The organism is Photobacterium profundum, assembly GCF_003026285.1.
GTDB lineage: Bacteria > Pseudomonadota > Gammaproteobacteria > Enterobacterales > Vibrionaceae > Photobacterium > Photobacterium profundum.
This window is the reverse complement of record NZ_PYOD01000007.1, coordinates 39,468-54,028: the sequence shown is the minus strand read 5'-3', so window position 1 is coordinate 54,028 and position 14,561 is coordinate 39,468. Positions and strand designations below refer to the sequence as shown.

Annotated in this window: 8 protein-coding genes; 3 read left to right on the top strand and 5 right to left on the bottom strand. The window is 42.4% G+C overall.

The window, feature by feature from the left end:
* Positions 1-35: 35 nt before the first annotated feature.
* Positions 36-449, bottom strand: coding sequence for a DUF3293 domain-containing protein (locus tag C9J48_RS17050; RefSeq protein ID WP_036803253.1), 414 nt, complete (start codon positions 447-449; stop codon positions 36-38).
* A 381-nt stretch (positions 450-830) separates the two neighbouring features.
* On the opposite strand from C9J48_RS17050, the gene arcA reads away from it, so the two are divergent.
* Positions 831-1,550: a two-component system response regulator ArcA gene (gene arcA / locus C9J48_RS17045; protein WP_006230624.1), complete on the top strand. Its 720-nt coding sequence runs from the start codon at positions 831-833 to the stop codon at positions 1,548-1,550.
* Between the two features lie 128 nt (positions 1,551-1,678).
* Here the strand turns inward: arcA and C9J48_RS17040 are convergent, their stop codons facing one another.
* The 4 genes from C9J48_RS17040 to mnmL all read right to left on the bottom strand — a co-directional run bounded on the left by C9J48_RS17040 (position 1,679) and on the right by mnmL (position 7,690).
* A complete protein-coding gene (locus tag C9J48_RS17040) occupies positions 1,679-2,257 on the bottom strand; it encodes a hypothetical protein (RefSeq protein WP_006230623.1) in 579 nt (192 codons plus the stop codon).
* Positions 2,254-4,650 carry an aerobic respiration two-component sensor histidine kinase ArcB gene (gene arcB, locus C9J48_RS17035; RefSeq protein WP_006230622.1) on the bottom strand — a complete coding sequence of 799 codons (2,397 nt, stop codon included), beginning with the start codon at positions 4,648-4,650 and terminating at the stop codon, positions 2,254-2,256. Before arcB ends, C9J48_RS17040 begins: the two co-directional genes overlap by 4 nt.
* Positions 4,651-4,799: 149 nt before the next feature.
* Positions 4,800-6,626 carry a sensor domain-containing diguanylate cyclase gene (locus tag C9J48_RS17030; protein ID WP_006230621.1) on the bottom strand — a complete coding sequence of 609 codons (1,827 nt, stop codon included), beginning with the start codon at positions 6,624-6,626 and terminating at the stop codon, positions 4,800-4,802.
* 119 nt (positions 6,627-6,745) lie between these two features.
* Positions 6,746-7,690 carry a tRNA modification radical SAM protein MnmL/YtqA gene (mnmL, locus tag C9J48_RS17025; protein ID WP_006230620.1) on the bottom strand — a complete coding sequence of 315 codons (945 nt, stop codon included), beginning with the start codon at positions 7,688-7,690 and terminating at the stop codon, positions 6,746-6,748.
* Positions 7,691-8,337: 647 nt separating this feature from the next.
* Here mnmL and gltB point away from each other — a divergent pair.
* Both gltB and C9J48_RS17015 read left to right on the top strand, forming a co-directional pair.
* Positions 8,338-12,885, top strand: coding sequence for a glutamate synthase large subunit (gltB, locus tag C9J48_RS17020; RefSeq protein ID WP_006230619.1), 4,548 nt, complete (start codon positions 8,338-8,340; stop codon positions 12,883-12,885).
* Positions 12,878-14,350 (top strand): glutamate synthase subunit beta, encoded by a 1,473-nt coding sequence (locus C9J48_RS17015; protein ID WP_006230618.1) that lies wholly within the window; start codon positions 12,878-12,880, stop codon positions 14,348-14,350. Before gltB ends, C9J48_RS17015 begins: the two co-directional genes overlap by 8 nt.
* The last annotated feature ends 211 nt before the right edge of the window (positions 14,351-14,561 follow it).

Here is a 14,561-nt window from a genome sequence, read left to right as displayed (position 1 = left end):
TTCTATTTATGCCACTTTAAGATCTCATTTCTCAATTAAGTGTAGAAAAAGGTCGACCATTTACCTAGCTTTTGTGTTTCAATGCCCTCAAGTAAAATCGGAACTAGATAAAGTTCATTATTTTCAACCCAATAGATTGCATTTTGTTCAAACATTGCAGCTAATTTAGATACTTGCTCTAAGGGTAAATGGACAGCAAAACTCTGTTCGACCCAACGCTGGTCCAAAGAGCGGCAACATATAGGCATCCATGCGTTTGTTAACATAATGAGATTTTTTTCCAACGCGATATTTCTAATAACGTTATCAGAGTGAGTAAGAACAATGCTTCTCGGATTAAAAGCTGTTAGAATTGCAAAGCAATGGTAAACAGGGTGTTGCCTTGCCTCGAAGGTAATGTTTTGATATTTTCGCCATAGCGAATTTTTTTTACACTTACGCTGATTCATTCATTTTATGACGTTGTAATTTGTAGCGAATGTTAAACACTCTAACAAACGTAGTGCATCCTCATTCAATTTGATATAAATCAATAAACATCTAAAAAGCAGCATCGAAACAAAGACCCTATATTGTTAGCGAGCTGTTAAGTGCTTACAATCATCGCCATCCAAGGGAGATTGTAGCCAGTACCCACAGAGAATCGGGTTTTTCAACACAGTTGCGACACAAAAACGTATTGAATTTATGGATGGCGTACCAAACAGGTCGCTTTTAAAGCGAAAAATTATGTATTTTGTCTAATACTTTGCCTGTATGTGAATTTTTTTTATAGAATTTAACTATTCTGTTTTTGACCAGATTCCGTTTTAGTAAATTAGGTACTGCCAATGCAAACCCCTCACATTCTAATTGTAGAAGACGAGCACGTTACACGTAATACCCTTAAGAGCATTTTTGAAGCTGAGGGTTACACTGTCTTTGAAGCCAATGACGGCGCTGAAATGCACCAGATGCTTTCTGAGCACCCCGTTCACCTTGTTATCATGGATATCAACCTACCAGGGAAAAATGGCCTTTTACTAGCACGTGAACTTCGCGAGCAAGGTGATATGGCTCTTATGTTCCTAACCGGTCGTGACAACGAAGTGGATAAGATTCTAGGTCTTGAAATTGGTGCTGATGATTACATCACTAAACCATTCAACCCTCGAGAATTAACTATTCGTGCGCGTAACTTACTGACACGTGCGATGAACCAAGGCCTACCAACTGAAGATAAGAAATTGGTAGAGCGTTATGAGTTCAATGGTTGGTCTTTAGAAATCAACAGCCGTTCTTTGGTTAGCCCAAGTGGTGACCAATTTAAGCTTCCTCGTTCTGAATTCCGTGCTTTACTTCACTTCTGTGAAAACCCAGGCAAAATTCAAACGCGTGGCGATCTTCTGAAGAAGATGACTGGCCGTGAACTTAAGCCTCACGATCGTACGGTTGACGTAACTATTCGTCGTATCCGTAAGCACTTTGAATCTGTTGCTGATACACCTGAAATCGTTGCAACGATTCATGGTGAAGGTTACCGTTTCTGCGGTGATCTAAACGAAGAATAATTCGACTATTGTGCTAATGACTCAAGGGTAAAAGCGCTTCATTTTTACCGAGTCTTCAGCAAATAGTGAGAAAAAAGGCTCCCATAGGAGCCTTTTTTTTTAGTATCTTGTCGTTAGAACACTGCAAATTAAAATACTTGGTTAACCGTTACATCACGTTGTGTAATGGTATATTCCTTACCACTCTTAACCAGTGTAACCGTCACATCAACTAAGCTTGCTGGTGCCCAATTAGGCCCATCACGCAGCATGAATTCAACGCCACTCTGATAGCTCTCGCCATTTTGCCCCATACTATTTTGTAAATAGCTTTGTTCCATAATATTGACGTCAAAATCATTATCGTCGTTAGCCGTTAATAGCCATTGTTGTTCTGCATTCTTTAAGACGATTTGCTTTACTTTTATCCCTTGATATAAAGCGTCACTTTGAGGAGAGAGTAATTGAATAGATGCGAGTAAACGACCTTTAGCAGCAGAACTAGCGCCAATCCCTACGCTACCTTCATCTTCAATCATTGGCATGCTGTTTAGCCAAATCTCACTGTATAAAGCAATCGACACATCTTCTATCGTTAATGCATCATCAGCTTGCTCTATCGGTACGACTACGGCAGTCGTCTTGTCTTGCTGGCTATCTTGATTAGCACAAGCTGCAAGTACGACGGTAGATGCAATAATCCCACTCAGTTTCATCCATTTTTTCATTTAGCTTTCTCCTGTTCAGCTACCCACTCGCGTAATACATTCAGATCATGCGCATAACCATTTTTAATCTCATCAACCCAATCATTAATGTTTTCCCACCATGCTGGAAGTTCTGGTGATTGTGCCTTTTGAGCGACTTGCTGGATATGCTTTAAACCGATAGAACCCGCGGCACCTTTAATTTTATGAGCTTCAAACTTAATCCCATCTTTGTCTTTCGCTGTCATATTAGAGTCAAGAATTGCTATATAGTCTGGCATCATCTTTTCAAACATCGCAATACTTTCATGTACTGGTTTGGTGCCGACAATTTCAACATAAGACTCAAGCATCTCTAAATCGAGTAATTGATTAAACATCTCATTATTTGAATGCTCTACCACGACAACTGATTGAGTATCTGAAACCGGCTCAATTGTTTCGATCTCTTCGTCGTCATCAAAATCATCAAGCGGGCAGGTCAGTACTAATCGCTGAATAACATCAGTAATAGCTTTGACACTCAGAGGCTTACTTAGCGCCTCATCCATCCCTTTTTCAATGTACTCGTTTTTATCACTGATCACATTCGCGGTTAACGCGACTAATGCCGGTAAATCATCGTACTTTTTACGCAGCGCTTGCGCTACATCAAACCCGGTCATATCCGGTAATTGAATATCAAGTAACACAAGATCGAAAGCTTCAGGATCGAACATAGCCAATGCTTCATCACCACGCATCGCAACCGTGACTTCATGCCCTAAGCTTTCCAGTAACGCTTTCGCAACAGTAATGTTCAGTTCAATATCTTCAACCATAAAAATACTTAAACTGGCTTGAGGTACCACTGGCATGATTTCTTCTTCAACGACAGCCTCAACTAATGGCACTCTAATGGTGACAGTAAAAGTACTGCCTTCGCCGATATCAGAAGTAACCAAAATATCGCCGCCCATAAGCTGTACCAACTGACGAGAAACAGCAAGACCTATGCCCGTACCTACCGCGTGTAAATTGTCGCTACCTTGCTTAACCTGATAATACATGGCAAATATTTTATCGACTTCAGACGCTGGAATCCCAATGCCACTATCTTCAACGTCAAAGGTGATTTCTGCCTCATGCTCAAAGATCTCACTGCTCACCGATAAAATTACACCACCTTCTTTGGTGAATTTGGTCGCATTACCAATCAAGTTCCACAATACCTGACGTAAACGAGTGCTATCAACTTCGATGTAAGCGGGTAGCTTAGTTAATCGTTCCAAGTCAAAACGTAAGCCTTTTTGTTCAGCCATCAAACTTGAAATATTCTCCATCTCAGTGATAAAATCATGAAAATCAAGCGGTTTAGGCATCAATTCTAAACGACGGCGATCTGACTTATCCATATCGATGATGTCATTAAAGATATTACCTAGCGTTATCGCACTCACATGAACGGTACGCATATAACCACGCTGCTCATCATTTAGCGGCGTTTCAAGCAACATTCGACTCAAACCGACAATACCGTTTAGCGGGGTACGTAGTTCATGGCTAATCGTCGAAATGAATGCGGTTTTATCACGACTCGCTTTTTCTTGTGCGTCTTGGTATTGCTTACGCTCTGTAATATCACGACCAAATCCCATTAAGCCTAAACGTTGGCCATCACGGCGATAAAATGGGACTTTTCGCAATTCAAAAATGGCTTTTCGACCATCAGGGTATTCCAACCATTGTTCGTACGTCAGCGATACGTTTTGCTGAAAAACTTGCTCATCCGTTTCAACAATTTTTATCGCCGCTTCTTCACTATATACATCCCATGGGGTTAGCCCAACTAATCCTTTTTCAGTTTTTCCAGTGAGCTCTGCCATTGCTCGGTTACAACCAGAGAATTCACCTTTCTCATTACGGTAGTAAATAAGATCCGGAGATGCGTCTAAGAAAGATTTGAGTAATGCGCTTTGCTCTGCAAGTTCTAACTGCGCATTTTCACGCTGATAGACTTCATTTTCTAAATCATGCATGGCTATTTCACGAGCTTCTTCCGCTTTTTCTCGCTCTTCAATCTCTTGATTCAGTTGCGTGATATTCACTTGAAGCTGCGTATTTAACTGCATGTCACGAGAGCGCATTTCTTCTAATTTACTGACCAATTTAGATAAACGTTGGCGAGAATCTTCCAACTGATCAACGACCACCGATAAAAAGTAAACGGCCCAAGGCGTGATCAATAAACCAAAGAATACCGAACGCACAATATCGATGTTATGCACTTCACCTTGTAGAGCGAGAGTCACCCCTATTTGAACAACAACAGCCAAGGCCACAAGCGCCAATGCTAATAATAAGCTGAATCGCACTATGCCTAACTTGACTAACAAGTCGACATAGAACTGAGCCAGGACTTTGATTTGTTTCATTATTAAACCCACAACCTAGAAGTGCTTCATTTAATAATATCTTGTGCGGTGACAGAACCAAAGGATAAGTACCACAGTTATGCTCGAATGTTATATTTAACCCATAAAAAAACCTGCTCTCGCAGGCTAATTAGAACTTATTTACGCGATTAAAAATCATCGCTGTCAGATATCGACATTGAACAATTTCGGCCTGCAGCTTTAGCTTTATACAATGCCACATCCGCCATGCCGACTAAATCGCCATAATCTTGAGATGGTAAAGGGATAACCGACGCAATACCTAAGCTTACTGTGAGTCTATTGGCGACGTTAGAATAGCCGTGTGTTAAGCCTTTGCTGGCTAATTCTTGATGAATATTCGCCGCGACGATTTCTCCCCCTTTTAAATCGGTATTTGGTAATAAAAAAGCAAACTCTTCGCCACCATAACGTGCCACTTCATCGGTACCTCGCTGTACCACATTACGAAGCACTTTCGCGACTTCTTGTAATGCAACATCCCCTTGTTGATGCCCGTAGTTATCATTAAAGGCTTTAAAGTAATCGATATCGCATAAAATAAGGGTAAGTGGCTGTTGCTCTCGAACATGGCCATGCCACAGCTTACGTAATTGTTCATCAAAACTTCGTCGATTAGCGACTTTGGTTAAACTATCGATAAAGCTCAATTCTTGTAAGTCCATAATTGCATCAGCTAATTGCTGTTCAGTCGCTTTGCGCTCTGTTACATCACGCGCCATCACCAATACACCGACGGAGTTATCGGTTGGATCTCGATAAGGCGATTTTGCCACTTCGTACCAAATAGGAGTGCCATCTTCAAGAATGACGTAATCTTCTGTTTTAATGGTAATACCCTTTACCATGACTTCTTCATCTATTGGACGACAAAGCTCCCACTTATCAGAGTCAAGTACATCCGAAACGCCTTTTCCCAGTAAGGTTTCAGTGGTGTATCCCAACGAGTGGGCAAACGACTCATTACAGCCAACATAAACCCAATGCTGGTTAAACAATCCAATTGGGTCTTGGCTCGCGCTTAAAATCGTATCCAATAAATTATTACGTTGCGCTAATGTCTGTTCTGTCACTTCACGCTTTTCAATTTCAGTCTTAAGACTTTCTTGCATTTCATGCCAATCAGTTACGTCATGACTGATCCCAAGCGTACCAATAACCTCACTATTATCACCAATCAATAACGTTTTATTGGTTTCTAATAATCGGCTACAACCTTCTGGTGATGTCGTCCAGGTATGCGTTGAATTGTTACTAGAAAACGAAGCATCTTCGCTATCAATCAAACCATCATTGAGCCTACCTCGCCAAAAACGATCGAAGGCTTTATTGGTTCCAATTATTCGGTCGGCATTATCTTGAAAATACACTAATTCAGACAGGGAGTTTAAAACACTTTGGAATACGCGTTGTTCTTGTTCAATTTTACTTTGAACAACATTGTGCTGTTGCGGTTCATATAGATACAGTAACCATGCCATTTTACGTTTAAAACGGATACGTTGACCTGATACTTTTAACTTCGTGCCTAAATGCTCTGACAATATCAGCTCTTTACCCCAATCTCTAAAACCTGTTTCATTACTATAAGGTCGTAAAAAGTCATATAGCATTTGGGGCTCGATATGATCTGGATAAATATAACTATTGCCGACTTTTCTAACCCCGATTAATTCACGGCACGCTTTATTAGCATAAAGTAATGATCCATCATTGCCTCTTACAATAACGGCCCCTACAGGCAAGTAATTAAGATTAGCTTGGATTTTTTTAAATGAAGATAACCGAACATTATGAAGAATCAGCGCTAAAAAAGCACCGCCAATAGAAATAGCTAAGATCACTGCTGTAAACATCAGAATCGGACTATCGAAGTCAGCAGAAGAGATTAAAGCCCAACAAGCAGATGGGCTAAAAAATAGAATAAGAAGAATAAACCTACGACTGCAATTCATCGAACATCCACATAAGAAAAATACGGTCAAATACATTAAGGGGAAAGTTAATGTTCAAGCCAGTAAGATCGAATATGTATGATAATTAGCTACTTGAACTATCAATAATCTACCATATGTTATGATTTTTTAGGTAATATCGGCTGATAAATAAATGAATTGTCTAATGCAGAGCCTTGCGCACCATGTTGATCAAGGTATTTACCAATATCAATCATGGCTAACCAACGATTTTCACACCAAGTCGGAGCCAGTAACGTAGGACGACGAGCACTGGCTGATACGCGATGAAAAACCACTTCTGGTGGCGTAAGGCGGATCATTTCAGCGGCAATTTCAGTATATGTTTCTAAACTCAACGCTTCGAGGCGATCTGCCTTCCACGCTTTCGCCATAATACTGCCTTCGACAATATGGAGTGGGTGCAATTTGATTCCATCAGTACCCACATCAATAGTACGTTTCAGTGTCTCTAAATTGTCTTCTTTGGTATCACCCGGCAAGCCAACAATAAGATGGGTACACACTTTAATACCCATTGCACGGGCACGTTTCGTGATATTCTCATAACACGCAAAATCATGACCTCGATTAATACGCTTTAATGTCTTATCGTTCGCGGTTTGTAACCCAAGTTCAAGCCAAATTTCATAGCCCTGCTCGCAATAACTCGCCAGTAACTCCAGTACTGCATCTGGCACGCAATCTGGACGCGTACCCACGCACAAGCCGACGATATTGGCTGCTTGTAGCGCTTCTTCATACATGTTTTTCAACAACTGCACTTCAGCGTAAGTATTGGTGTACGCCTGAAAATACGCTAAATAACGGTTAGCACGATCGGTGTTGACTGCACGTTGCGCCAACTGCTGACGAATAGGTATATACTGTGCTTGCTCATCAGCAAAAGAAGCGACATTACAGAAGGTACAACCTCCTCGCCCAATCGTGCCATCACGATTTGGACAACTAAAACCACCATGCAAAGACAGTTTGTGTACTTTCTCTCCATAACGTCGTTGTAAATCTTGCCCAAAGGTATTGACTAATTCGTGCAGTTGCATCATTTCACCTAGCGTTTATTATCTTTCCAATAAGAAAGATAAACCTGTTTACGGCGGCGCAGATTAACATTAAGCCTCAAAATGGAATTTGTGCCAAAACAAGAAAAAACGTATAACTCAAGGAAGCTAGCACGTCATTACCCCTTTGTTGATAAAAAACGACAAAAAGTGCGTCCCCCTCTCCGACTAAAGTCTAATGTTCTAAACACCGCGCTCAATATCATTCAGTAAGATATTCACAATGATAAGCATTATCGAATAAACACGCACATTGGCGAATTATAAATGCACTAAATGAAATAATTTATGCTCTTTATGTGTTATTTATTGTTGGTAATTAAAGTATCAAAACTGTAGGATAGTTACACTTGTGTGCAATTTATGCACAACATATGTGATGTAATCAGCTATTCTAATAGTGATTTATGTTGCTAAATCGGAAAGACTGCAGTGTTTTCACATACCAGAATGAAAACACTCCAACATTTAGTTTGCTATTGAAAGTAAGAACTTCATCCCACAGCAAACACGCAACTCAACGACGCTGGACAAGACGTCCGATATAAAGCTCATTGAGAATGTGATTATAAAATTAGGGATAACCAAGCCTTTGGATAAGGGCTTGTTGAAACTGGAAGGATGTATCAATGTCAGATCAAGAGCTTAACGCGCAGGGACTTTATGTACCCGAATTAGAGCACGATGCCTGTGGTATCGGCTTTGTTGCCCACCTTAAAAACCGTAAGTCCCATGAGATCGTAACACAAGCGCTCGACATGTTAGCTCGTATGGAGCACCGTGGCGGCCAAGGTTGTGATCCTTGTAGTGGTGATGGTGCCGGTATTCTTTTACAAAAGCCGCATGAATTTTTACTGGAAGAAACAGTAAAACAAGGCATTAAACTACCGTCATTTGATAAATACGGTGTGGGTGTTGTGCTGTTCCCGAAAGATGAGCACAAACGTTCGCAGTGTCGTGACATTTTAGAACGAAATGCAAAGCGACTTGATCTAGAAGTGATTGGCTACCGTATATTGCCAGTCGATAACTCCATGATCGGTGAAGACCCTCTTAGCACTGAACCACAGTTTGAACATGTGTTTATTACTGGTGGCGCAAACTTAGACCCCGCAGTGTTAGAACGTAAACTCTATGTTCTTCGTAATTATACTGTGCGTGTTTGCCTTGAAAGCATTTCAAATATTGGCGATGACTTCTACATAAACTCATTGTCTTATAAAACCTTGGTATATAAAGGTCAGCTTACTACTGAGCAAGTACCTCAATACTTCTTAGACCTACAAAACCCAAGTATGGTGACGGCACTCGCATTGGTGCACTCGCGTTTCTCGACCAATACTTTTCCTCGCTGGCGTCTGGCCCAGCCTTTCCGTTATATTGCTCACAACGGTGAAATTAACACTGTACGTGGTAATTTGAACTGGATGAAGGCACGTGAAGCGATTCTTGAATCAGATCTCTTCAGCCAACAAGAAATCGACATGTTGTTGCCGATTTGTCAGGAAGGCAGTTCAGATTCATCAAACTTCGATATGGCGTTAGAACTATTAGTGCTTTCTGGCCGTAGTTTGCCACATGCTCTTATGATGCTGATTCCTGAAGCATGGCAAGAAAACAAGAACATGGATCCCAAGCGACGCGCGTTCTATCAATACCACGCGAATGTTATGGAACCATGGGATGGTCCGGCTTCTGTTTGTTTCACTGATGGCGTTCAAGTAGGTGCAACGCTTGACCGTAATGGTCTTCGTCCTTCTCGTTATACTGTGACCAAAGATGATTTCTTGGTTATGGCATCGGAATCTGGCGTTGTAAAAATTGATCCTGAGAATGTTCAATTCCGTGGTCGTCTACAACCGGGTCGCATTTTTGTTGCCGATTTAGAGCAAGGTCGCATCATCTCTGACGAAGAAGTCAAAGACAGCATCGCCACAGCGCAGCCATATGAGCAATGGATTAAAGACAACCTATTGACCTTAAAGGCCCTGCCTGAAGCCGACAACATGCACCACCAGCCAACACCAGAACGTTTGCTGCATCATCAACAAGCGTTTGGTATGAGCTCTGAAGAAGTGAACGAAATTATCGTTCCTTTAGCAAAAACCGGTTATGAACCACTCAGCGCAATGGGTGCTGACTGGCCACTCGCGATTCTATCGCATCAGTCTCAGCATCTATCTAACTACTTTAAGCAGCTTTTTGCTCAGGTAACTAACCCACCGATCGACCCGATCCGTGAGCGTATGGTTATGTCGCTGAATACTTACCTTGGTAAAGATCAGAACCTACTGACTGAAACACCTGAACACTGCCAAAAAGTAGAGTTAGAATCACCCGTTCTTTCAAATGCTGAACTTGAAAAGTTGCGTGCTATCGATAAAGAGCACTTACAAGCTAAAACGCTCGACATCGTATTCCGTGCTAACGGAGAGCAAGGTAAACTAGAACGCGCCCTTAAGCGTATTTGCCAATATTCAGAAGATGCGGTTAACGATGGTTATTCCATTATCATCCTGACCGACCGTGCCGTTAACTCTAACCATGCTGCGATTCCTGCCATGCTGGCAGTGGGTGCCGTTCACCACCACCTAATCCGTAAAGGGTTACGTGCGAAATGTGACATCATTATCGAAACCGGTGATGCACGTGAAACCCACCACTTTGCAACACTAGTCGGTTATGGTGCCAATGCCATTAACCCTTACCTAGTGACAGAGACACTGGTTGATCTGCAAAAAAAGCGTAAGTTAGACCCTGAGTTATCAACAGATGCACTATTCAATAATTACCGTAAAGGTGTGAATGGCGGTCTGCTTAAGATCTTCTCGAAGATGGGCATTTCTACCTTACAGTCATACCATGGCGCACAAATATTTGAAGCGCTGGGTATCAGTAAATCTGTTGTCGATAAATACTTCACAGGTACTGTTTCTCGTATTCAAGGTTTAACCATTGATGACATCGCACAAGAAGTGCTAATTCGTCACCGTGTTGGTTATCCTACTCGCGAAATCCCAATTCAAATGCTGGATGTGGGTGGCGTATATCAGTGGAAACAACGTGGTGAAAAACACCTGTTTAACCCTGAAACAATTTCGCTGCTTCAGCAATCAACACGCGGTAAAGATTACAAGCAATTCCAAGAGTATTGCCATGCTGTTGATGCACAAGGCGACAACGCCGCAACATTGCGTAGTCAGCTTGAATTCATAAAAAGCCCAACAGGTGCTATACCACTGGCTGACGTTGAGCCAATTGAAAGCATCTTGAAGCGATTTGCTACTGGTGCGATGAGCTTTGGTTCTATCTCTCACGAAGCCCACTCTACCCTTGCTGTTGCAATGAACCGCATCGGTGCTAAATCTAACTCAGGCGAAGGTGGTGAAGACCCTGTTCGTTTTGATAAGAAAGACAACGGTGATTGGGAACGTTCAGCTATCAAGCAAGTTGCATCAGGTCGTTTCGGCGTAACCTCATACTACTTGAGTAATGCTGATGAGCTGCAAATCAAGATGGCACAAGGCGCGAAACCAGGTGAAGGCGGTCAGCTGCCGGGTGACAAAGTCGACGACTGGATTGGTGCAACACGTCACTCAACACCAGGGGTTGGTCTAATTTCCCCGCCACCACACCACGACATCTATTCTATCGAAGATTTAGCACAGCTGATCTACGATTTGAAAAATGCTAACCGCGCAGGACGTGTTAACGTCAAGCTCGTATCGGAAGCTGGCGTAGGTACAATCGCGTCAGGTGTTGCAAAAGCAAAAGCCGATGTCGTGCTTATTGCAGGCTTTGATGGTGGTACTGGTGCATCACCAATGTCATCAATTCGCCACACAGGTTTACCGTGGGAACTTGGCCTTGCAGAAACACACCAAACACTACTGAAAAACGGCTTACGTAACCGTATCGTTGTTCAGTCTGATGGCCAGATGAAAACCCCTCGCGACCTCGCAGTCGCAACACTACTGGGTGCTGAAGAATGGGGAGTAGCAACAGCAGCACTGGTTGTTGAAGGTTGTATCATGATGCGTAAGTGTCATAAGAATACCTGCCCTGTTGGTATCGCAACGCAGAATAAAACACTGCGAGAGCGTTTTGATGGTCGTGTTGAAGATGTAGTGACTTTCTTCCAGTACATGGCAGAAGGGTTACGTGAAGTGATGGCTGAGCTTGGTTTCCGTACCATTGAAGAAATGGTGGGGCAATCTCACAAGCTGAAAATCCGTAGCGATATTGGCCATTGGAAATACAAGAATCTTGATTTAAGCCCTGTGCTATTTATTGAGCCACCTCGTAAAGACGATGGTATCTATAATCAGCGCCAACAAGAACACAACCTTGAACATGTACTTGACCGTAAGTTAATTGACGTTGCCGCCCCCGCGTTATATCAAGGCAAGCAAATCGATGCTGAATTTGACATCATCAATACCGACCGTAGTACGGGTACTATGCTGTCAAACGAGATTTCAAAAATCTATAAAGACCAAGGCCTACCACAGCCAATGAACGTAAAGTTTAATGGTTCAGCGGGTCAAAGCTTTGGGGCATTCCTTGCGAAAGGTGTGAATTTTGAAGTCGAAGGCGATGCCAATGACTACTGGGGTAAAGGCTTATCTGGCGGCACGATAGTGCTTTATCCAAACAGCAAATCTAACATTGTTCCTGAAGACAACATCATTGTAGGTAACGTCTGTTTCTACGGTGCAACGTCGGGTGAATCTTACATTCGCGGTCTAGCGGGTGAACGTTTCTGTGTACGTAATTCAGGCGCAAAAGTGGTTGTTGAAGGAATCGGTGACCACGGTTGTGAATATATGACTGGTGGTATTGCCGTTATTCTAGGTCAAACTGGTCGTAACTTCGCTGCAGGTATGAGCGGTGGTATCGCGTATGTTTGGGACCAATTCGAGGACTTCGAAACCAAGCTAAATGCAGAACTTGTTGATCTTGATCCTCTCGAGCAAGAAGACAAAGACTTGCTATTAGACATGCTAACCAAGCATGCTGAACTAACAGGCAGTACAGTCGCAGAAACCTTCCTATCTAACTTTGAAGCAAACCTTCAAAAGATGGTGAAAGTAATGCCAAGGGATTACAAAGCTGTACTACTAAAGCGTAAAGCTGAAGCAGAAAACAAGGAAGAGTTGGAGGCCGTAAATGGGTAAGCCTACAGGATTTTTAGAATTTGGTCGTGAGCTACCACAAAAGGTAGATCCAAGCGTTCGTATTCAAGATAACAAAGAATTTGTTTTGAATGACGAGTTTGGCGATAAGATCAATACTCAAGCATCACGTTGTATGGATTGCGGCGTACCTTTCTGTCACAACGCGTGCCCGATTGGTAACATCATCCCAGAATTCAACGATGCCGTTTTCCGTGATAGCTGGGAAGAAGCGTGGAACATTTTAAGTTCAACCAATAACTTTCCTGAATTTACTGGTCGTGTATGTCCAGCGCCTTGTGAAAGTGGCTGTGTATTGGGTATCAACCAAGATCCAATCACGATTTGTAATATCGAGAAAACCATTGTCGAAACAGCCTACCGTGAAGGGTATGCAAAACCGAAAACACCACGCACACGTACAGGGAAAACCATTGCTATCATCGGTTCTGGTCCTGCGGGTCTATCAGCTGCCGAACAGTTAAACAGTGCGGGTCATTGCGTAACTGTTTTTGAGCGAGATGAAAAGGTCGGGGGGCTATTACGTTTTGGGATCCCTGACTTCAAATTAGGCATGGATATCATTGATCGTAAAATCGACTTAATGAGCGATGCTGGTGTTAAGTTTGAAGTTAATGCGCACATTGGTGTCACGGTAAATGCCCAGCAATTACGTCAAGATTTTGATGTGGTATTACTAACAGGCGGTTCTACCGTACCGCGTAATTTACCGATTCCAGGTCGTGAACTAACTGGTGTACATTTTGCGATGGAATTCCTTGCGCAAAATAATCGCCGTGCTAACGACATGGATTTAAAAACCGAAGAAATTCACGCCAAAGGCAAGCATATTGTTGTGGTTGGTGGCGGCGATACCGGTTCTGACTGTGTGGGTACATCTAACCGTCATGGTGCTGCAAGTATTACTCAAGTGGAAATTATGCCAATTCCACCAGGGCAGCGTCCAACGAATCAACCTTGGCCGTCTTACCCAATGATCATGAAAACATCGACTTCGCATGAAGAAGGCTGTGATCGTCATTGGAATATTCTGACTAAAGAGTTCATCGGTGATGAGGCGGGTAATGTAAAAGCATTGCGTATCGCCGATATTCAGTGGCAAGAAGCCAAACCTGGTGAACGCCCTGGTTTTGATGAAGTCGCAGGCTCTGAGCGTATCATTCCATGTGATATGGCGTTTTTAGCGATGGGCTTCTTACATCCAGAATCAACCGGTGTTATTGCCCAACTGGATATTAAGTTGGATGAGCGCGGTAATGTTGCAACCACGGGTTTTGCAACTAGTCAGAAAGGTGTTTTTGCCGCAGGCGATATGCGTACAGGTCAATCTTTGGTGGTACGTTGTATCAACGAGGGTCGTGAATGTGCACGTGAAATTGATGACTTCTTGATGGGTAACTCCAACCTAGAAGCAAAAGCTGATTCACTGATGCTCTCTCAAGCCTAGTTATAAAACATAAGATATACACTAAACAACCAGCTCCGTAGTGAGCTGGTTTTTTTATACCTATACCCATTATAGGTATGCAGTTTTTACTACTCCTCCCTTCTTTAAACAGTCAGTTTTACTTTTTATCACTAATTAGAATCTTTGAAGTAAGTCGGTAATACCCGCTCTTTTTCTTGCTAGTATCTGACCGTTATCACCATTAAAAATG